This is a genomic window from Afifella pfennigii DSM 17143, from assembly GCF_000688515.1.
In the GTDB taxonomy this organism is placed as follows: domain Bacteria; phylum Pseudomonadota; class Alphaproteobacteria; order Rhizobiales; family Afifellaceae; genus Afifella; species Afifella pfennigii.
The window spans coordinates 1-18,489 of record NZ_JHZK01000017.1; the positions used below are offsets into that span (position 1 = coordinate 1).

General features: G+C 67.6%; 19 protein-coding genes. 5 read left to right on the forward strand and 14 right to left on the reverse strand.

Features of this window, described 5'->3' with window-relative positions; genetic code table 11:
• The 5 genes from Q331_RS23455 to Q331_RS0112305 all read right to left on the reverse strand — a co-directional run.
• Nucleotides 1-211, reverse strand: a 211-nt coding sequence (locus Q331_RS23455) for a DUF4372 domain-containing protein (RefSeq protein WP_156953337.1), incomplete at its 3' end; no start/stop codon positions are given.
• Nucleotides 212-457: 246 nt separating this feature from the next.
• The gene (locus Q331_RS21430; RefSeq protein WP_245615635.1) at nt 458-1,255 is read right to left on the reverse strand and encodes a proteasome-type protease; all 798 of its coding nucleotides are present in this window, start codon (nt 1,253-1,255) and stop codon (nt 458-460) included.
• 36 nt (nt 1,256-1,291) lie between these two features.
• Nucleotides 1,292-2,095 carry a transglutaminase family protein gene (locus Q331_RS0112295; RefSeq protein WP_026380920.1) on the reverse strand — a complete coding sequence of 268 codons (804 nt, stop codon included), beginning with the start codon at nt 2,093-2,095 and terminating at the stop codon, nt 1,292-1,294.
• A 12-nt stretch (nt 2,096-2,107) separates the two neighbouring features.
• Entirely contained in the window at nt 2,108-3,061 is a 954-nt protein-coding gene (locus tag Q331_RS0112300; RefSeq protein WP_026380921.1) for an alpha-E domain-containing protein, read from the reverse strand.
• A gap of 4 nt (nt 3,062-3,065) precedes the next feature.
• Nucleotides 3,066-4,526, reverse strand: a complete 1,461-nt coding sequence (locus tag Q331_RS0112305) for a circularly permuted type 2 ATP-grasp protein (RefSeq protein WP_407637780.1) — start codon at nt 4,524-4,526, stop codon at nt 3,066-3,068.
• Between the two features lie 255 nt (nt 4,527-4,781).
• Here Q331_RS0112305 and Q331_RS0112310 point away from each other — a divergent pair, with 255 nt between their 5' ends.
• On the forward strand, nt 4,782-5,207 hold the full coding sequence (locus Q331_RS0112310) for a L,D-transpeptidase (protein WP_245615637.1): 426 nt from the start codon (nt 4,782-4,784) through the stop codon (nt 5,205-5,207).
• Nucleotides 5,208-5,270: 63 nt separating this feature from the next.
• Nucleotides 5,271-6,038 (forward strand): alpha/beta fold hydrolase, encoded by a 768-nt coding sequence (locus Q331_RS0112315; RefSeq protein WP_026380924.1) that lies wholly within the window; start codon nt 5,271-5,273, stop codon nt 6,036-6,038.
• Nucleotides 6,039-6,072: 34 nt separating this feature from the next.
• Here the strand turns inward: Q331_RS0112315 and Q331_RS0112320 are convergent, their stop codons facing one another.
• Both Q331_RS0112320 and Q331_RS0112325 read right to left on the reverse strand, forming a co-directional pair.
• On the reverse strand, nt 6,073-6,279 hold the full coding sequence (locus Q331_RS0112320; RefSeq protein WP_026380925.1) for a hypothetical protein: 207 nt from the start codon (nt 6,277-6,279) through the stop codon (nt 6,073-6,075).
• A gap of 270 nt (nt 6,280-6,549) precedes the next feature.
• On the reverse strand, nt 6,550-7,026 hold the full coding sequence (locus Q331_RS0112325) for a YbaK/EbsC family protein (RefSeq protein WP_084175033.1): 477 nt from the start codon (nt 7,024-7,026) through the stop codon (nt 6,550-6,552).
• A gap of 118 nt (nt 7,027-7,144) precedes the next feature.
• Between Q331_RS0112325 and Q331_RS0112330 the strand changes: the two genes are divergently transcribed.
• Entirely contained in the window at nt 7,145-7,720 is a 576-nt protein-coding gene (locus Q331_RS0112330) for a hypothetical protein (RefSeq protein WP_026380927.1), read from the forward strand.
• On the opposite strand, the gene Q331_RS21435 is transcribed toward Q331_RS0112330, so the two are convergent.
• On the reverse strand, nt 7,692-8,618 hold the full coding sequence (locus tag Q331_RS21435) for a metallophosphoesterase family protein (protein WP_051631116.1): 927 nt from the start codon (nt 8,616-8,618) through the stop codon (nt 7,692-7,694). The genes Q331_RS0112330 and Q331_RS21435 overlap by 29 nt on opposite strands.
• A 101-nt stretch (nt 8,619-8,719) precedes the next feature.
• Between Q331_RS21435 and Q331_RS0112340 the strand changes: the two genes are divergently transcribed.
• Entirely contained in the window at nt 8,720-9,202 is a 483-nt protein-coding gene (locus Q331_RS0112340; RefSeq protein WP_026380928.1) for an NUDIX domain-containing protein, read from the forward strand.
• Nucleotides 9,203-9,209: 7 nt separating this feature from the next.
• Here Q331_RS0112340 and Q331_RS0112345 read toward each other — a convergent pair whose 3' ends face one another.
• Nucleotides 9,210-10,205 (reverse strand): glutathione S-transferase family protein, encoded by a 996-nt coding sequence (locus Q331_RS0112345; protein WP_026380929.1) that lies wholly within the window; start codon nt 10,203-10,205, stop codon nt 9,210-9,212.
• Nucleotides 10,206-10,249: 44 nt separating this feature from the next.
• Nucleotides 10,250-10,963: a pirin family protein gene (locus tag Q331_RS0112350; protein ID WP_026380930.1), complete on the reverse strand. Its 714-nt coding sequence runs from the start codon at nt 10,961-10,963 to the stop codon at nt 10,250-10,252.
• 280 nt (nt 10,964-11,243) lie between these two features.
• Between Q331_RS0112350 and Q331_RS0112355 the strand changes: the two genes are divergently transcribed.
• A complete protein-coding gene (locus Q331_RS0112355) occupies nt 11,244-11,747 on the forward strand; it encodes a GNAT family N-acetyltransferase (RefSeq protein ID WP_026380931.1) in 504 nt (167 codons plus the stop codon).
• A 93-nt stretch (nt 11,748-11,840) separates the two neighbouring features.
• On the opposite strand, the gene Q331_RS0112360 is transcribed toward Q331_RS0112355, so the two are convergent.
• From Q331_RS0112360 to Q331_RS0112375, 4 genes are all read right to left on the reverse strand, one after another.
• Entirely contained in the window at nt 11,841-12,338 is a 498-nt protein-coding gene (locus Q331_RS0112360; protein ID WP_026380932.1) for a bacterioferritin, read from the reverse strand.
• Nucleotides 12,339-12,699: 361 nt separating this feature from the next.
• Complete coding sequence (locus tag Q331_RS0112365; RefSeq protein WP_026380933.1) at nt 12,700-14,766, reverse strand: membrane protein; 2,067 nt, start codon at nt 14,764-14,766, stop codon at nt 12,700-12,702.
• 18 nt (nt 14,767-14,784) lie between these two features.
• Nucleotides 14,785-17,589 (reverse strand): DUF4159 domain-containing protein, encoded by a 2,805-nt coding sequence (locus tag Q331_RS0112370; RefSeq protein ID WP_026380934.1) that lies wholly within the window; start codon nt 17,587-17,589, stop codon nt 14,785-14,787.
• Entirely contained in the window at nt 17,586-18,485 is a 900-nt protein-coding gene (locus tag Q331_RS0112375; RefSeq protein WP_026380935.1) for a DUF58 domain-containing protein, read from the reverse strand. The genes Q331_RS0112370 and Q331_RS0112375 overlap by 4 nt, the downstream gene beginning before the upstream one ends.
• Nucleotides 18,486-18,489: the final 4 nt, after the last annotated feature.

Sequence of the window (18,489 nt, forward strand, 5' to 3'; positions counted from 1 at the left end):
AGAGCCGGGCCGCATGGCTCTCAAGGCCGCCGACGATCTCGCGCAGGCTCTGAGCCCCCGACAATTGCCCATAGAGCAAGGCCACGAACTGGCTCTTGGTCGACAGCCGACGCACATGCTTGTCCGCATGGTGCTTGTCCACAAGCCGTTCGAACACGCCCCAGGGAACATGCTTCAAGACGTCGTGGAAAACGCTATTGTGGTGCCGCACGGTGTTGCTCCCTCGTGTCCGGAAGACACGCCAAACGTCTGAACACGAGTAGAATCAACACCGTGCGCTCAGTCCACAAAATTAAACCGGACAGCCGTGGGCCCGACCCGGCCATCCATTCCCCGGCTGCGCCCTTTGCGCGCTACCTCTGAGGCTGTGCTCGGCGTGGGCGGAATGGAAGGCTCACGACGACAGTTTTCAGGCTCCGCGCACGCTGTTGGCCGCTCGCGGTCGCGCTTCTTCCGGCTACACCTCTTCCTTCCGCGCCGGGCGAGGCGTCGCCAGCTGAAACTCGGTCTGCGGCTCGCACGCCTCCTCGTATTCCTCCAGCCTGGCGAAAGCATCGCGCAGCGCCTCCGACCAGGCGTTGGAGAGCTTGCGGAAATAGGGATCGTCCGCCTCGATGCGCCGCTGCTCGCCGATTTCCAGCGTGTCCTTGCGATAGATGAGAAGGTCGATGGGCAGGCCGACGGAGAGGTTGGAGCGCACGGTGGAATCGAAGGAGATGAGGACGAGCTTGGCCGCCTCGCCCATGCGCATCGGCGCCACCGTCACCCGGTCCAGGATCGGCTTGCCGTATTTGTGCTCGCCGATCTGGAAATATGGCGTGTCCTTGGTCGCCTCGATGAAATTGCCTTCCTGGTAGATGAGGAAAAGGCGGTGGACATCGCCGGCGATCTGGCCGCCGAAGATGAAGGAAGCGGTGAAGAGGCCCGGATGCGCCTTCACCGCTTCTTCCTCGTCGTGCAGCACTTCGCGCACCGTGTCGCCGATGAGGCGCGCGGCCTGGAACATGGTGGCGACGCTCATCAGCGACGGCCTGTCGGGATCGTCGACGGCGTGCAGCCGCTCGTTGAGGAGCGAGACGACGGCCTGGGTGATGGACAGGTTGCCGGCGGTCAGGAGCACCAGCACCCGGTCGCCGCGCCGTTCCCAGACATGCATCTTGTTGAACAGCGACACGTTGTCGACGCCGGCATTGGTGCGGGTGTCGGACGCAAACACGATGCCGCGGTCGAGCCTGAGGCCCACGCAATAGGTCATGACGATCTTCCCCGGCCGCCGAGGGGCGCGCCGCCCCTATTGCTGCTGCTGTTCGACGACGACGTCAACGCACAAAGTTTCCTCGCCGGCGAGCCGATGCAGGCCGACGATGGGCGCGGCGGCGGCCGCATCGAGGCCGCAGGCGAGGCGCACATAGCGCTCCGTCGGGCAGATGCCGTTGGCGACGTCGAAGCCGACCCAGCCGAGATCGGGCAAGAAGGCCTCCGCCCAGGCGTGGTGGGCGACGGCCGGCGCCTCGTCGTCGAGATGCAGGTAGCCGGTGACGTAGCGGGCGGGAATGCCGATCACCCGCGCGGCGGCGCAGAAGATATGGCTGTAATCCTGGCAGACGCCGTAGCCGGTTGCGAAAGCCTCCGCGGCGTTGGTGCCGGCATGGGTGGCGTCGGTGTCGAAGCTCATGTGCTCGTGGATCGCCGCCATCACCTCATGCAGGACGGCAAGCCGCTCTTCGCCTTCGATGGAGCGGGCGAGCTTGCGGATGCCCGGCGAAGGCTCCGTCACCGGCGTTGTGCGCAGGAACACCGCCGGATTGGCCATCTCTTCCGGCCGGCCGACGATGCCGCCGGTATCGCTTGTCTCCACATGGCCTTCCGCGACGATCGTCAGCGTCTCGCTTGGCTGCGTCTGGGTGACGAGATGGGTGATGTTGCCGAAGCCGTCGGTGTAGCTCGCCGCTTCCTCCATGCCCGGCGCCTCGATCGACCAGCCATGCACCCTCTGGGCGGCGTTGTCGCGGGCGGTGAGGCGCAGACGCTGGATGGCGTAGCGGCCGGGGCTGGAATAGCGGTAATGCGTCGTATGGCGGACCTTGAGGCGCATCGTTCTGGTTCCTCACGCCGTCGGATCGAAATAATAGTCGGCGGCGAGGCTCACCGTGAGCCGGTTGTTGCGGTCGATGAAGTCGGTCAGGAATTCGTGCAGGCCGTCCTGGAAAATGGCGCCCATCTCGCTTTGCTTGAGAAGCTGGTGGGTGGAGCGCACCAGCTCGGCCGTCGGTCGCTCCTCACCGTAGCGCTCCGACAGGCCCTCCGCGGTGACGGCGAGCCAGTCGTAGCAATAGCGCAGCGAGCGCGGCATTTCCGGGCGCAGGATGAGAAACTCCGCGATCCGCCAGGGCCGGTAATCCTCGTGGAAGACATGCCGGTAGGAGCGATGGGCGGAGACGGCTCTTAAGATCGTCTCCCACTGATAAGTGTCGATGGCGCCGCCGACCGATTGATGGTCGGGCAAGAGCAGATAGTATTTCACGTCGAGGATGCGCGCCGTGTTGTCGGCCCGCTCCATGAAGGCGCCGAACTGGCTGAAATAGTAGCCCTCGTCGCGCAGGACGGTGCCCAAGAGCGCGCCGCGGAACTGGGCGGTGCGGTGGCGCACCCAGTCGAGGAAATCGGGCAGGCGCGCATTGCTCATCGATTGCGGCGAGACCGCCTGCAGGGCGATCCAGGTGTCGTTGAGCGATTCCCACATATCGCGCGTCAGCTTGGTGCGCACGATGCGCGCATTGGTGCGCGCCGCCGTCAGCGAGGAGCGCACCGAGGAAGGGTTGCGCTCGTCGAAGAGCAGGAAGTTGATGGCGTTCTCGCCGCTCACCTCCTCATGGGCGGCCTGATAGGCGTCGAAGACGCCCGCGCTTCTCAGCGTGGAAAGCCATTCCTCCTTGTAGCCGCCGCCGACCTTCGGCGTCAGCGAGATGCGAAATCCCGCCTCGCACAGCCGCGCGATGTTCTCCGCCCGCTCCATGTAGCGGGACATCCAGAAAAGGCTTGCCGCAACCCGTCCCAGCATTGGCCTACTCGCTCAGCACCCACGTATCCTTGGTGCCTCCCCCTTGCGAGGAATTGACGACGAGCGAGCCCTTCTTCAGCGCCACGCGGGTGAGCCCGCCGGCCACCAGCCGCACCCGGTCGGAGACGAGGCTGAAGGGACGCAGATCCACATGGCGCGGCGCCACCCCCGCCTGTGTGAAGGCCGGGCAGGCCGAAAGCGCCAGTGTCGGCTGGGCGATGTAGTTCTTCGGGCGCGCCTTCAGCACCTTGCGGAACTGGGCGATCTGCTTCTTGGAGGCGGTCGGGCCGACGAGCATGCCGTAGCCGCCGGAGCCGTGCACCTCCTTCACCACCAGTTCCGGCAGATGGTCGAGCACATAGGCGAGCGCTTCCGGCTCGGCGCAGCGCCAGGTGGGCACGTTCTTCAGGATCGGCTTCTCGCCGGTGTAGAACTCCACGATCTCCGGCACCCAGGAATAGATCGCCTTGTCGTCGGCGATCCCGGCGCCAGGGGCATTGACGATGGTGACGCGCCCGGCCCGGTAAAGGTCCATCAGCCCCGGAACGCCGAGCGCCGAATCGGGGCGGAAGGTGAGGGGGTCGAGGAAGTCGTCGTCGATGCGCCGATAAAGCACATGCACGCGCTGCGGGCCGCGCGTCGTGCGCATGTAGAGCGCGGCCTCGTCGACGAAGAGGTCGTGGCCCTCCACCAGCTCCGCCCCCATCTGGTCGGCGAGGAAGGAATGCTCGAAATAAGCCGAGTTGTGGATGCCGGGGGTGAGGACGGCGAGCGTCGTCTCCTCCGGCGCCACCGGCGAGACCGCCTCCAGCGTCTGGCGCAGCAGCTCCGGATAATGCTGCACCGGCGCCACCTGATGCGCGGCGAAGAGCTCGGGGAAGAGATGCAGCATCGCCTCGCGGTTCTCCAGCATGTAGGAGACGCCCGAGGGCGTGCGCATATTGTCCTCCAGGACGAAGAAATCGTCCTCGCCGGTGCGCACGATATCGGTGCCGATGATGTGGCTGAAGACGCCGAGCGGCGGGCGATGGCCGATCATCTCCACGCAATAGGCCTCGTTCATCAAGATGACCTCGGCCGGGATGCGCCCGGCGCGGATGATCTCCTGGCGGTGGTAGATGTCGAGGAGGAAGGAGTTGAGGGCGCGCACGCGCTGCTCGATGCCGCGCTCCAAGAGCCGCCATTCGCGCGCCGAGAGGATGCGCGGGATGAGATCGAAGGGGATGAGGCGCTCCAGCGTGTCGGCGGTCCGCGCCTCGCTGCCGGTATAGACGGAGAAGGTGATGCCGAGCCGGCGGAAGATCGATTCCGCCTCGGCGCGCTTGCGCTTCAGGATGCGCGCGGGCTGCTCGTCCAGCCAGGCGCACAGCGTGGCGTAATGTGGGCGCGGGGTCCCGTCTGGCCCCAGCATCTCGTTGAAGACGGTGTCGCGCGGCAGGGCGCGTTCGCGGAGCGGTTGTTCCATCTCTTGGCGCAGGCTAGCCAGCGCTCGCGGCCAGGTCACGCACAAAAAGCAGGCGATGCCTGGACAAGGCCTGCCGTTTCACCGCGATCGTCTCAAACGGCCGTATCCCGGCTATCTTGGCAAGCTTCCATCTTTCGGCGGCTTAACCCTCTCTGAAGGTTGAACATCCTCCCTATTCCGCCCGTGGGTGAAATGTGGCTAAGTTAGGGCGAATGCGGCGCGCTTGTGGATGACCGGGGATCAATGAGGAAAACCATGCGTATCTCGGCACTTTGTCTCCTCGCCGCGCTGGCCGCTCTGGTCTTCGGCGGCATCGCCGAAGCCGGCGTTACCGCTCGCATCGACCTCTCCCAGCAGCAGATGCGTGTCTATGCCAACGGCAAGCTCGCCTATACCTGGAAGGTCTCCACGGCCAGGCGCGGCTATCGCACCCCGACCGGCACCTACCGTCCGCAGCGCATGCACAAGATGTGGTATTCGCGCAAATACGACATGTCGCCGATGCCGCATTCCATCTTCTTCCGCGGCGGCTACGCCATCCACGGCACCAACGCCGTGCGTAGCCTCGGCAGGCCCGCCTCGCATGGCTGCGTGCGCCTGCATCCCTCCAACGCCCGCACGCTCTACAACCTTGTCAAGCAGACCGGTCCGGGCAATACCCGCATCATCATCACGCGTTGAGGGGAGCGGGGCTGAGGGCTCCGCCGCTTTGGCGCAAGGCCGCAAGGGGGAGCGCCGGAGCCGATGTCGTCGCTATTCGTCACGCGGGCGGGAAATCTCGATGAAGGCCGCCCGCCCGTGGTTCTTCTGCACGGTTTCGGCGCCTCGCACCGCGCCTGGGACATGGTCGTGGCAGAGCTTGGCGAGCGCCTGCCGCTGCTTCTGTACGATCTGCCGGGCCATGCCGGCTCGCTCGCCCATCCAGGCACCGGCCATGCCGTCACCGCGGCGCGGGCCGTCGGCGCCGACCTTGCCGAGCGCGCGCCGGACGGCTTTCACCTCGTCGGCCATTCCATGGGCGGCGCCGCGGCCGCTCTCATCGCCTTGAAGGCGCCGCAGGCCACGTGCTCCTTGACCCTCTTGTCGCCGGGCGGCTTCGGCCCGGAGATCAATCACCGCCTTCTGACCCGCTACGCCGCCGCCACCGAGGCGGACGAGCTGCGCCTGCTCCTGGAGCAGTTTTACGGCTGGCGCAATCCGGTGCCGGAGGCCGTCATCGAAGAGCTTGTGGCGGAAAGGAAGGCGCCGGGCGCAAGCCGGGCGCTGAAGGAGATCGGTGCCACGCTGTCGGAAGACGGGCGCCAGAAGATGCTGCCCATCGACGCCATCGCCGGCCTTGCCTGTCCGATCAAGGTCGTCTGGGGCACGCAGGACCGCGTCCTGCCGACACGCCAGGCTCACAAGCTGCCCGGCCGCATCGCCGTGCATGTCTTCGAGGATGTCGGCCACATGCTGCCGCACGAAATCCCGGCGGAGGCGGCGGCCCTCATCGTGGAGAATGCGCGCGGCTGAAAAGCCGCGCGCCCTTCGCAGAGCCGGCAGTCGCTCAGGAGCGCGCCTCCTGCAGGTCCTCCGGTCGCTCGATCCCCTTCTTCGCGCGCTTTTCGGCAATCTCTTCGCTTCGCTCCGACAACGCCGAACTCTCCCGGTGCCGGCTCGCTTTGGCGGCGCTGATGCGCTGCCAGATGGCATAGCCGAGGACGAGAAGCAGGGTGACCAGGGAAAGCGCCCAGATAATCGCAAAATCGCTCATGAAGTTCCTCTCTTGTTTGCTCCGTGATTGACGTCGATATCCGCGGCGAAAGAAATTGTGTGGCGTTAAGGCCACAAATACATGGTTTTCTTTCGGCCGTGGCAATCGAATCGTCTGTCTGGACGGGCAACGCGAGGCGCATCGGCGTGTTCCGAAGCTTTTGAAAGCTCGCGAGAACGTGAGTTGTGTTTTTGGCAGGACGGGTGCGCGACCCCGCCAGCTTGCCATCTCCGCCTGCCGGGGCTGGCCGCCATCTGCTCCGGCCCGGCCTTAGGTAACGGCGACCGGCTTCGCCTCCGCCGCCTGCATCAGCTTGTGCGGCTCGACCCGGAACACCGCGTCCGGAGCCCCGGCGGCGGCCCAGACCTCGGCGAAGGCGAGCAGGTCTTCGTCGATATAGGTGGCGAGCGGGCGCGTGGCGCCGAGCGGGGCGACGCCGCCGATGGCAAAGCCGGTGAGCTCGCGCACCTCGCTGGCGTCGACGCGCTTCAGCGCCTCGCCGAGATGGGCGGCGATCTTCTTCTCGTCGACGCGGTTCTTGCCGGAGACGAGCAGCAGCACCGGCTCGCCGCTTTGTGCCTTCTTGAAGACCAGCGATTTGACGATTTGCGCCACGGAAGTGCCGCAGGCCCTGGCCGCGTCCTCGGCGGTTCGCGTCGTATCCGGCATGCGGCGGATCTCAATGTCGATGCCGGCCTTTCTGGCGGCTTCTTCGACGCGCTCGGTGCTTCTGGGGCGTGGCGGCATTTCCATTTCCTTTCTATTTGATTAACCATAGATAGCCGTGGACGCCGCAGACCGCGCGCCTGTCGCTGCCGGCTTTTTCTGGTAGCTTCCGAGGGCAGCGGGCGAAAGGGGATAGAGCATGAACACCGTGGCGGGAGCCGGGGCGACCGTGCGCAACCTTCAGGAACGTGTCCGCGAAGCGCGCATTCGCGAATCGGACCGCATGGACGGCATCGTGGAGCTGCGCGAAACCGAGCGCACCCGCCTGGAACTCCTGGTGGAGGAAATGCGGGGCGTGGCTGAGGAACTGCCGCAGCGCGACCGCGATCGCTTCCTTCTCGCCATCCTGCCCGGCGATCCGCCGCGCTACTGGGTCGATGCGACGAGCTTCGTGATGATGGCGCGCGACAAGCGCACCTATCGTTTTCTGCAGGACACGCTGGACGGGCGCATCGTTCTCGCCGAGGCCACAGACGCTTCCACCATCGCCGACCGGGTGACGAGCTTGATCGCCGATCGGATCGTGGAGCGCGAGCGCGCGCTCGCCGCCGACGCCATGGAGACCGCGCGCCAGAACCGTCTCGCCGATGCCCGCGCCACACAGGAGCATGCCCGTTCCAGCCTTTCAGGCTTCTGGGTGCTGATGGCCTTCATTTTCGGCCTCATCTGCGGCGCCGCCGCGCTCCTCACTTATGCCTGGTTTGCGGTCGCTTGACATCGAAGTTGAGGCTGAGCGCCTCGTGCACGCCCTCTTTGGCGTCGAGACAGCGATGGCGGACCGTCAGCCGCCAGGAGCCGTTGCCCTCGCTGATATCGTGTAGCGCGTAGCCGGCGGCCTTCGGTCCGTCGGAGGCCCCGCCCGATCCGGCCGGAACGCCGATCACCGGAACGGCCCCGACCGGGCCGCGGATCGCCGTGACGGAGCGGATATGGTCGTGGCCGTGCAGGATGAGCTCGGCGCCCTGGCGCCGCACGGCGCGGCGCAGGCGATGCGCGTCGGTGAGCCGCCTCAGCGTCCGCGAGGGGTCGATGAGCTTGGGAGGGTGGTGCACGAGAATGACCCGAAACAGCCCTTCCTCCTCGGCTTCGGCCAAAAGCGTCTCCAGCCGCGCCGTCTGTCGGCGGCCGAGGCGGCCGGTCGCCATGAAGGGGCCCGAGGCGACGGCGGAGGAAAGGCCGATAATGGCGATGCCGTCCTTGCGGCGCATGAAGGGAAAGATCGCCGGCCCGACGAATTCCGCGTCGCCCTCCGCCGACATCCATGGCGCCCACAGCCGCCGATAGCGGTGATGCGCGCGCGGCACATAGGCGTCGTGGTTGCCCGGAATCGCCGTCACCATCGTCGGCGGCCCGAGCGCCTCCAGCCACAGCCGGGCATTCTCGAATTCCTCCCGCAGGGCCAGATTGGTGAGATCGCCGGTCACGGCGATATGGTCCGGCGCGCTCTCCTTCAGATCCGCCGTCAACAGCTCCAGCGTGTCGACCGTCATCCGCCCGCGCCGGTTCTGATGCCAGTTGGCGTAGCCGATGATGCGCTTGGAGGCGAGCTCGCGCAGGCGCGGCTGCGGCACCGCCGGCAGATGCACGTCGGAGATATGTGCAAGACGAAACATCAGCCGCGCCGATCCTTTCTTCGCTGCAACAACGCCCTCCGCACAGGGCCTGTCGGAGACCATCGACAGGCCCTAAGGTGGGGCGACGACAGGAGTTTGTCATGGCAGCCGCTTTGACTGGCCTCAACCCGCTGCAACGTCTCATGCAGCAGGCGCTGCTCGCGGCCGGCCGTCTCACCCGGGGCATCACGCTCGGCGTGCGCGCGGCCTTGATCGCCGACGGCCACATCCTCCTGGTGCGTCATACCTATCTGCCGGGATGGTATCTTCCCGGCGGCGGCGTGGAGGCAGGCGAATCGGCGCTGGAGGCGATCCGCCGCGAGGTGCGCGAGGAGACCGCCGCGGCGCTTGCCGGCGAGCCGGAGCTCTTCGGCATTTACCGCAACCCCAGGGCCCACCCGAACGATCATGTCGTCTTGTTCGTCTGTCGCGCTTTCGACCTTCTGGGTGTCGATCCGACCGGCCTGGAGATCGCCGAGGTCGGGCGCTTTCCGCTTTCCGCCTTGCCCCGGGACGCGACGCCCTCCACCCTTGCGCGTCTTGCCGAGATAGAGGGCCGGCAGGCGAAGACGGAGAACTGGTAGCTTGCACTCAGTCCCGCGGAATGCCTTCGCCCGGCAGACGGTCGCGGTTATGCGGGGCATCCAGCACCAGAAGAGGGCCGAGCGGCACGATCCGCGTCGGATTGATCTGGGCGTGGCTGTAGTAATAGTGCCGCTTGATGTGCGGGAAGTTGACCGTCTCCTTGACGCCGTGGATCTGGTAGAGATCGCGCAGATAGCCCGACAGGTTCGTGTAGTCTGAGATACGGCGCTTGTTGCACTTGAAATGGCCGTAATAGACGGCGTCGAAGCGCACCAGCGTGGTGAACAGCCGCCAATCGGCCTCCGTCAGCCGGTCTCCGACGAGGAAGCGCTGGTCGTCGAGCCGCTGGTCGATATCGTCCAGCGTGTTGAACAGCGTCTTGTAGTTCTCCTCGTAGACGGCCTGCTTGGTGGCGAAGCCGGCTTTGTAGACGCCGTTGTTGACGTTCTCGTAGATGAGGGCGTTGACATCGTCGATCGCCTCGCGCTCGCCGCGCGGATAGAAGTCGAGCTCCGAGCGCCCGCCGATGCCGTCGAAGGCGGTGTTGAACATGCGGATGATCTCGGCCGATTCGTTGGAGACGATGGTCTCGCGCTGCTTGTCCCACAGAACCGGCACGGTGACCCGGCCGGTATGGCCGGGGCGGGCCTTCAGATAGAGCTCGTAGAGCCGCCGCAGGCCGTAGAGATGGTCGGGGTGCTCGTCGTCGAAGATCCAGCCTTCCGACAGCATCAGCGGGCTGACGACGGAAACGCCGATCATCTCCGAAAGGCCCTTCAGCTTGCGAAAGACGAGCGTGCGGTGCGCCCAGGGACAGGCGAGCGAGACGTAAAGATGATAACGCCCCGGTTCGGCCTTGAAGCCCTCCTCGCCGGAAGGGCCGGGCGCGCCGTCCGCCGTCACCCAGTTGCGGAAGGTGGATTCCTCCCGCTCAAATCTCCCGCCGGTCTTCTCGGTGTCGTACCACTTGTCCTGCCAGACGCCGTCGACCAACAAACCCATCAGCTTCTCTCCCCCGCCCCCCGCCGCGGGGGCCCTCCTGCGTCTTAACGAAGCCGGGGCACGTCTGCCAGAACGATCTCCGCACTTTCTTTGCCGCCGGCATGGGCGATGACGATCTCCGCCTCGTCGCGGATGGCCGCGCCGTCGCCTGTTTCAAGCCTCTTGCCGTTGACCGTCACGCTGCCGCTGGCGGGCACCAGATAGACGTAGCGTCCGGGCACGAGGCCGTGGCGCAGTTCCTGGCCCGGGGTCAGCGTCGCCCCGTAGAGCGTGGCGTCCTGGCGGATGAGAAGCGTGTCGTTCTCGCCCTTGCCGGACGCGAGCGGCACCAGCTGGCCGGCGCGTTCCGCCTTCGGAAAGCTGGCGCTCGCCCAGCGTGGCTCGCCGCCCTTTTCTGCCGGCAGGATCCAGATCTGGAAGATCTGCGTTTCGCCGTCCTCAAGGTTCCATTCCTCGTGGGCGATGCCGGAGCCGGCGCTCATCACCTGCACGTCGCCGGCGACGGTGCGGCCCTCATTGCCGAGATGGTCGCGATGGGTGATGGCGCCTTGGCGCACATAGGTGACGATCTCCATGTCGCGATGGGGATGGCGGGGAAAGCCTTCCTGGGGGGCGATCGTGTCGTCGTTCCACACCCTGAGCGCGCCCCAATGCACCCGCTCAGGATCGTGATAATCGGCGAAGGAGAAGTGGTGTTTGGTCCGCAGCCAGCCGTGGTCGGCGCCGCCGAGGCTGTCGAAGGAACGGATATCGATCATGTCAAACCCTCCACGGGGGAAGTTTCCGGCGTGAGGTAGGTTGCGGGCACGGCTGCACAAGCATGCGCTTGCGGCGCGGGCGGTGAAAGCACTGTTTGCGTCAGACGCGCCTTGCCAAGAGCGTTGCGGCCCCCCAAGGGCTGTGATAGAGGCGCGACCCATGGATTTTTCGGCTGACAATCTTCGCCTGCGACGAGGCTAGCCGCCGCTTCTTGAAGCGGCGCGTCGCGCTGTCCCGCATCCGGCGGGGCCCTTTCTTTCTCAGCCGAGTGTTCTTCCCATGCCCCACATCCTCATCCGGCCAGAGGCGCCGGACGACGATCCCGCCATCTCCGGCCTGATCGCCACGGCCTTCGGTCCGGGCGCCTATGCGCGCGCGGCCTTCCGCGTGCGCGAACAGGCGCCGCATGCCCCGGAGTTTTCCTTCGTGGCGGTGCTTGAGGAACGGATCGCCGCCTCGGTGCGCCTGACGCCGATCACCGTCGGCGGAGAGGATATGGGCTTTCTGCTCGGACCGCTCGTCGTCGACCCGCCCTTGAAAAGCCGCGGCTACGGCAAGGCGCTGGTGCGTCATGCGTTGGCGGCGGCGAGCGAGAGGGGCGTGCGCTTCGTCATCCTGGTCGGCGACGAGCCATATTATGGGCCGCTCGGCTTCGTCCGGCTGCCGCCCGGGCGGGTCGCCATGCCCGGCCCCTGCGATCCGCGCCGGCTCTTGGTGGCGGAGCTGGAGGCGGGCGTCGGCGACCGGCTCGCGGGCATCATTGCCGGCAAGGCGGCCGCCTGACGACGAGGCGGGAAAGCAAACGGGCGCCCGAAGGCGCCCGCCGAAACAAAACCTGAAGGTGACGTGCTCTAGGTTCTTCTGAAGCCTTGAGGCTTATTCTTCCTCTTCCTCCTTGTCGGCGGCGGAGGAGACCTGTCGGGCGATGTAGAGCTGCTCGCCCATCATCTCCATCAGATCGAACTGCTCCTCCACGAAGTCGATATGTCCCTCCTCGTCGGCGAGGATGGTCATGAACAGCCGGAAGGTGCCGATATCGCCGGCTTCCTGGCACTCGCGCGCCGCCTTGGTGTAATATTCCAGCGCCTCTTTCTCCATCTCGTGCTGCGTTTCGAAGATGTGCCTGATGGATTTCGGCTGCTCGATCTTGTCGAGCGTGTGCACGTCCGGCTCGCCTTCCAGGAAGAGGAGGCGGGTGAGGAAGAGGTTGGCGTGCTCGCGCTCCTCGTCGATCTCCTCGCGCATGCGCTTGGCAAGCCGGTCGATTCCCCAATCGTCGAGCTTGCGCTCCTGCAAAAGGTAGGTGTTGACCGTGCTCAGCTCCATGGTGAGCGCGCGTTGCAGGTGCTTCAGCGAAATATCGGGGCCTTTCATGGCAATATCCTTTCCTCAATCGTCGGGTGGGGGCCGCTGATGCGGCGAATGACAGCATGCATGTAGATCGTCGCGGGGGCGTTCCAACGCTTGCGGCAAGAACCGCGACGGAGTGAGGCAGGTTCCGCGCGGCGATCTCCTTCGTCTCGGGCGCTGGCTTTGGCGGTGCGCTTGACGGGCATCGTTCGCTTGTCGCCATGCCCGCACGTGATCCGGGCATCCATGCCGCCGCCGCTTCGCCAACGGCAGAGCCTGAGAAATGCATGGCCGGGTCAGGGCCGGCCATGACGATATCACCCGATGCTTGCTTTCCTCGGTCTTACCTGCCGGCGCCTTGATAAAAGGCGGCGTGCGAAACGCGCTAGCGTCCCTCGCGCCACCACAAGGCTGCGAAAGCGCCCACCAGGAGGGCAAGGCCGAGAAGTCCGCCGAAGAGCGGCAGACGGTCGACGCCTTTGAGGATCGTCGCCTCGCTGCGCTTCAGGCCGATCCAGCCGGAGCCGGCGGCCGCGGCCCGGCGCGATACCGCCGCCACGCGCGGGATGGCGGCGCCATCGGATGCAAGGCGGATGGCGGCGCCGCCGCTCGCCTCCGCCACGGGCGCGAGCCGGTCGCGCGTGCTCGTCACCTCGCGAAACTCCAGCGGGTCGGCGGTGCCGATATGGGCGAGCGTCGTCATCCGCCCGTCGCTGACCTTGTAAAGACCGAGATCGGCATTCTCCAGGCGTCCGCGCCACAGGCCCGGCCGGGCCTCGCGCATCGGCACCTCTTGCGCCTCGCCGTTCGGGCCGGTGGCGGTAATCGTCGGCGCGCTCTCGCCGAGCGTCTGGCGCTCCACGGCAAGGCTGTTGCCCTCCGCCTCGACGGTCAGCGCCTCCTCCTCCAGCTCCGGCTCGCCCATCAGCCAGTGGACGATGCGGCGCAGAAGCGCGCCATGCGGGCCGCCGCCCTCAAAGCCGCGTGCCCACAGCCAGGCATGGTCGGAAAGCAGCATGGCGATGCGCCCCCGGTCCTCGTGCGACAGCACCAGCAGCGGCCGCCCGCCGGGACCTTCCAGCGGCACGTCGCCGCGCAGCGCATCGGCGTCGACGAGGCGGAACCAGCGGCTCCAGTCCGGCGGCTGGCTTTGCGCGCCAGGCAGGTCGCGGGTGACCGGATGCTTGGCGCCGAGCTCGGTGACCGCCGGCCGGTAAGGTTCTTCGCGCACCTCGCCGGAGGGCTCGGCCGGCAACACGGTGCCGAGCGGCGTGCGGTAGAGGCTGGCGGGCGAGGCGTAGTCGGGTCCGGCGGCGATCAGCACCGCCCCGCCGTCGCGCACATAGCGGGCGATGTTGTCGAAGTAGAGGATCGGCAACACCCCGCGCCGCTGATAGCGGTCGAAGATGATGAGATCGAATTCGTCGATCTTCTCGGAGAACAATTCGCGCGTCGGAAAGGCGATGAGCGAGAGCTCGTGGATCGGCGTGCCGTCCTGCTTCTCCGGCGGACGCAGGATGGTGAAATGCACCAGATCGACCGCCGCGTCCGATTTCAGCACGTTGCGCCAGGTGCGCTCGCCGGCATGCGGCTCGCCGGAGACGAGCAGCACGCGCAGATGCTCGCGCACCACGTCGATCTCGGCGACGGCGACGTTGTTGTCGGTGGTGATCTCGCCTTCCGCCGCCTCCACCTCCAATTCCACGATGGCGCGCCCGGCATGGTCGATGGGCAGCTCGATCGTCTCCGCCTCGCCGACGATGGCGATGTCGGTGGCGACCTCCTTGCCGTCGATGCGCAGCGTCACGGCGAGGCTGCGTCCCGGCCCCAGCCTGTCGTCGACGACCCGGTAGGTAACGCCCTGTTCCTCGCCCAGAATGGCGAAGCGCGGCGCTTTTTCCAGGACGATGCGGCGGTCGTATTCCTCTTCCTCGCCGGTGATGAGGGCGTGCAGCGGGGCGCCGAGCTGCAGGCTCTCCGGTTCCGCCGGCGTATCGTGGACGATGCCGTCGGTCACCATCACGGCCCCGCCGAGCCGGTCCGGCGGCACGTCGTCGAGCGCCTCCGCGAGCGCGCCGAAAAGCGCCGTGCCGCCGTCATTGGCGGCATCGCCGACGCGCACCTCGCGCGTCTCAAAGCCCGACAAAGCGGCGATGCGATCCTTGAGGGCGGCGACCGCCGCCTCCGTCTGCTGGCTGCGCTCGCCGATCCCCTGGCTGCCGCTCTCGTCGACGATAAGGGCGACGACCGCCGGCAGGGGTTCGCGCTCCTCGCGCTGCAGCACCGGATTGACGAGCGCGGCGACGAGAAGAGCGGCGGCCAGAAGCCTCAGCCAGGCGCCCGGCAGGCGGCGGATCAGCGCGTAGAGGCCGAGAAGCGCCAGAAGCCCGCCGAGCCCGGCGATGATCGACCAGGACAGGAGCGGCTCGAAATCGACGACGAAGCGTGTCATGGGCGGGTCATGGGCGGGTCACTGGCCGAGCCGCTCCAGGAGCGCGGGAATATGCACCTGGTCGGCCTTGTAGTTGCCGGTCAAGGTGTACATGACGATGTTCACCCCGGCGCGGAAGGCCATCTCGCGCTGGCGCGGATCGGACGGCACGGTCGGATAGAGGAACTGGTTGTCGGGCGAGACGGCCCAGGCGGCGGCCAGATCGTTGCCGGTGATCATGATCGGCGAGACGCCGTCGCCGCCGCGCGCCGGGCGCCCGGTCTCTGTGGGCTGCTCGGCGAGCGCCTCCACCCAGAGCTCCGAATCGTTCCAGCGTCCGGGAAACTCGCTGAGCAGATAAAAGGCCTTGGTCAAGACGTGGTCCGGCGGCACCGGCTCCAGCGGCGGCACGTCGACTTGGCCGAGAATCTCGCGCAAGCTCTGCGTTTCCGGCGTCGCCGTCACCGCCGAGCGCGGCATCGGATTGCCGGCATCGCGGGTGTCGAAGAGGATGGTGCCGCCGTTCTTCATGAACGCGTCGACCTTGGCCATCACCTGCGGCTGGGGTGGCTGCTGGTCGGAGCTGACCGGCCAGTAGATGAGGGCGTAGAAGGCGAGCTCGTCGCTTTCAAGATCGAGCCCGACCGGCGCGCCCGGCTCCAGCGCCGTGCGCGTGGAAAGATATTCCGACAGCCCGCGCAGGCCCGCCCGGCTGGTCTCGTCGATGACGGCATCGCCGGTGACGACATAGGCGAGCCGGGTCGACAGCGTGCCTTGCAGCGCCTCCTCGGCGGCGACCTCCTGGGCCTGCGCGCCCTGCGGCTGGGCCGCGAGGAGAATGGCGGCAAGGCCGAGCCCCGTGGCGACCGCCCGGCGCGGCACGAGGCGGCCGGAAAGGGCGAGCGCGGCGATGGCGTCGAGCGCGGCAAGCACGGCCGCGGCGGCCAGAAGCCAGGGCCAGAGCGGCTCGGCGCGCTGCGGCTCAAGCGAGGCGACGCGGCCCGGCCAGCCCAGCGATTGAGGTCTTAGGGGCGACAGGTCGGTCTGCGCGTCGACGGCGTTGAGCGCCCGCGTGTCGCCGTTACGCTCGTAAAGGCCGGGCGGCGTCTCCGCGCCGGGTGCGGCGGTCTCGATGTCGGCGACGAGCGCGGCTTCCGGCCCGGGTGGGCGCAGGCTTCCATAGCCGTCGAGAACGGAAGCGGGCCGCCATGGCGCGTTGTTTGCGCTGCGGCGCGCCGTTGCACCGCTTGTCACGCCGCCGCCTTCTGCTTCCAGCCGCACCGCCCCCTGCGCCGTGTCGATCACCGCGCGCAGCATGTCGACGAAGGCGCCGGTGATCGGCAGGTTCGACCAGCGCGGATCGGCGGTGATGTGGAAGAGAATGATGCGGCCCGCGCCCTGGCCGGCGGCGGTGATCAAGGGCGTACCGTCGCGCAGCTCCGCCCATGTCTCAGCTTCGGCGAGCGATCCCGGCTCGGCCAGGATCTGCCTCTGGATGCGCACATCCTGCGGAATGGCGACGTTACGGAAGGGGCTTTGCGCGGAGAACCGGCCGATCGGCTGCGGCTCCTCCCAGGAGAGTGAGCCGCCGAGGGCGCGCTCGCCCTGGCGCAGCGCCACCGGCAACAGCTCTGTATCGCTCGCCGCGATGTTGGAGCTGGCAAAGCGCAACAGCGTGCCGCCCGAGGCGACCCACTGGCTGAGCCGCTCCACCGTCTCCGGCGGCAGGTTGCCGGTCTGCGTCAGAACGAGGACGGAGACGCCGGCGGTCACGAGCTCCTCGATCGCCTCCGGCACGGTATCGCGGCTCACTTGTCGAATGTCGGTATAGGGAGAGAGCGCCCGCTCCACATAGGTGAGCGGAGCCAAGAGCGGCTGCGCCGCCCCGCCGCCCTCGCCGGCGATGAGGCCGACGGATTTGCGTTGCCAACGCCCGTCCAGGAGCTGCACGGCGCCGGCGCTGCGCTCGCCCTCGATGCTGAAGCGGGCGATCTCGTTGCGCATCTCCGTCGGCAGGCCGATGGTCAGCGTGGTGTCCCCGTTGGCCGCCAGCCGCGCGCTGGTCTCCACCATGCGCCGTCCCTCCGCATCGAAGCCGGCAAGGCTCACCGCCTCGGCCGGGCCGATGCGGCTGACGGTGATCTCGGCATTGTCGGCGGCGTTGCGTGGCGGGCGCAGCGCCGAAAGGGCAGGGGGAGCGGTGATGAGAAGCGGGTCGTCGTCGATGGCGGCGAGCGCCTCGGCGAAGGCGGCGGCATCGCCGCCGTCGAGCTGCCCGCCGATCCACGCAACCTCCGCCGAGCCGGGCGGGAAGAGCTCGGCGAGGCGCGCTCTGAGAGCCCCGCGCTCGGCGCGGTAGGGCTGCGGCTCGATCGCGGCGAGCCGGCGCGCCGCATCCGTCGCCGTGCCGGCGGCGATATCGGCATTCGTCTCGCCCGCCGTCGCCGCCAGCGCCACCGGTCGCTCGCTCCGGCCGGCCTCCTCGATCAGCCGCGCGGCGACGTCGCGGCGGGTCTGAAAGCCGGGCGCGGCGTCCCAGCCATTGTCCAGGACGATGAGCAGCGGCCCCTGTCGCTCGGCGGCGAGCTTGGCCTGCGGCCGCAGAACGGGCTCGGCGAGGGCGAGGATGATGAGGCTGGCCAGCAGGAGCCGCAGCGCCGTCAGCCACCAGGGCGTGCGCCGTGGGGTGGTGTTCTCCGCCTGCAGTCCCATCAGGATGCGCGTTGGCGGAAACACCTCGCGCGCCGGCCGCGGCGGCGTCAGCCTCAGGATCAGCCATAGCAGCGGCAGGACGGCGAGGCCGGCCAGCATCCAGGGCGAGAGGAAGGCGAGGTTGGAAATCATCCCGTCAGCCTGGGCTCCACGGGCGCCGTCAGGCTCGATTGCAGCACCAACAGCCCCTCCGAGGCCGGCCGATCGGTGTGATGGACGGCGAAGGAGTAGCCGGCGCGCTGCGTCATCTGCGTGATCGCCTGGCGGTGGGCCAGAAGCCGCTCGTGATAGCGCTCTTTCAGAAGGTCGGCGCGTTCCGCCAGCCAGGTGACGCCGGTCTCCGGGTCCTGGAACTCCAGCCTTCCGCCATAGGGGAAGCTCTCCTCCGCCGGATCGAGCACCTGGAGAAGATGCAGGCGCAGCGAGCGCTCCGCCGCTCTTGCCAGCCGATCGTGGATGGTGTCCGTCTCGGAGAGGAAGTCGCTGACGATGACGATCTCCGAAAAGCGCTTGATCCCGGTGAGGTCCGGCCATTCGCGCGCCTCGGCGGCGTGCATCAGGGCCGCGGCGAGGCGCTCCGGCAGGTCGCGTCCGGTGCGCGCCGGCATCAGGCCGGGCACGCCGACCCTCTCGCCGCCGCGTCCGAGAAGCTCCGCCAGCGCCAGGACGAGGACGAGCGCCCGCTCGCTCTTCTCATGCTCGGCCAGCCGCGAGCGAAAGTGCATGGAGGGCGACAGGTCCGGCCACAGCCAGACCGTTTGCAGCGCCTCCCATTCGCGCTCGCGCACGAAAAGATGGTGGTCGCGGGCCGAGCGGCGCCAGTCGATGCGCTTGGCCGGCTCGCCCATCTGGTAGGAGCGGAACTGCCAGAAGGTCTCGCCTGCGCCGGGGCGCCGCCGGCCGTGGAAGCCGAACATGGCGTTGGCGGCGACACGGTGCGCGGCCACGAGCAGGTCGGGCAGACGCGAGGCGAGCCGCCGCGCCTCGGCGATTTCATCGTGTCGGATCGGAAAAGCGCCGGCAGCCATCTGC

What these genes read in the sequence shown, in the direction of transcription:
- Q331_RS0112355 (WP_026380931.1), top strand. Translation starts at nt 11,244, where the DNA reads ATGCCCCACATCCTCATCCGGCCAGAGGCGCCGGACGACGATCCCGCC.
- Q331_RS0112310 (WP_245615637.1), top strand. Translation starts at nt 4,782, where the DNA reads ATGCGTATCTCGGCACTTTGTCTCCTCGCCGCGCTGGCCGCTCTGGTC.
- Q331_RS0112365 (WP_026380933.1), bottom strand. Translation starts at nt 14,766, where the DNA reads ATGACACGCTTCGTCGTCGATTTCGAGCCGCTCCTGTCCTGGTCGATC.
- Q331_RS0112340 (WP_026380928.1), top strand. Translation starts at nt 8,720, where the DNA reads ATGGCAGCCGCTTTGACTGGCCTCAACCCGCTGCAACGTCTCATGCAG.
- Q331_RS0112320 (WP_026380925.1), bottom strand. Translation starts at nt 6,279, where the DNA reads ATGAGCGATTTTGCGATTATCTGGGCGCTTTCCCTGGTCACCCTGCTT.
- Q331_RS21435 (WP_051631116.1), bottom strand. Translation starts at nt 8,618, where the DNA reads ATGTTTCGTCTTGCACATATCTCCGACGTGCATCTGCCGGCGGTGCCG.
- Q331_RS0112305 (WP_407637780.1), bottom strand. Translation starts at nt 4,526, where the DNA reads ATGGAACAACCGCTCCGCGAACGCGCCCTGCCGCGCGACACCGTCTTC.
- Q331_RS0112360 (WP_026380932.1), bottom strand. Translation starts at nt 12,338, where the DNA reads ATGAAAGGCCCCGATATTTCGCTGAAGCACCTGCAACGCGCGCTCACC.
- Q331_RS0112300 (WP_026380921.1), bottom strand. Translation starts at nt 3,061, where the DNA reads ATGCTGGGACGGGTTGCGGCAAGCCTTTTCTGGATGTCCCGCTACATG.
- Q331_RS0112330 (WP_026380927.1), top strand. Translation starts at nt 7,145, where the DNA reads ATGAACACCGTGGCGGGAGCCGGGGCGACCGTGCGCAACCTTCAGGAA.
- Q331_RS0112295 (WP_026380920.1), bottom strand. Translation starts at nt 2,095, where the DNA reads ATGCGCCTCAAGGTCCGCCATACGACGCATTACCGCTATTCCAGCCCC.
- Q331_RS0112350 (WP_026380930.1), bottom strand. Translation starts at nt 10,963, where the DNA reads ATGATCGATATCCGTTCCTTCGACAGCCTCGGCGGCGCCGACCACGGC.
- Q331_RS0112370 (WP_026380934.1), bottom strand. Translation starts at nt 17,589, where the DNA reads ATGATTTCCAACCTCGCCTTCCTCTCGCCCTGGATGCTGGCCGGCCTC.
- Q331_RS0112315 (WP_026380924.1), top strand. Translation starts at nt 5,271, where the DNA reads ATGTCGTCGCTATTCGTCACGCGGGCGGGAAATCTCGATGAAGGCCGC.
- Q331_RS0112325 (WP_084175033.1), bottom strand. Translation starts at nt 7,026, where the DNA reads ATGCCGCCACGCCCCAGAAGCACCGAGCGCGTCGAAGAAGCCGCCAGA.
- Q331_RS0112375 (WP_026380935.1), bottom strand. Translation starts at nt 18,485, where the DNA reads ATGGCTGCCGGCGCTTTTCCGATCCGACACGATGAAATCGCCGAGGCG.
- Q331_RS21430 (WP_245615635.1), bottom strand. Translation starts at nt 1,255, where the DNA reads ATGACCTATTGCGTGGGCCTCAGGCTCGACCGCGGCATCGTGTTTGCG.
- Q331_RS0112345 (WP_026380929.1), bottom strand. Translation starts at nt 10,205, where the DNA reads ATGGGTTTGTTGGTCGACGGCGTCTGGCAGGACAAGTGGTACGACACC.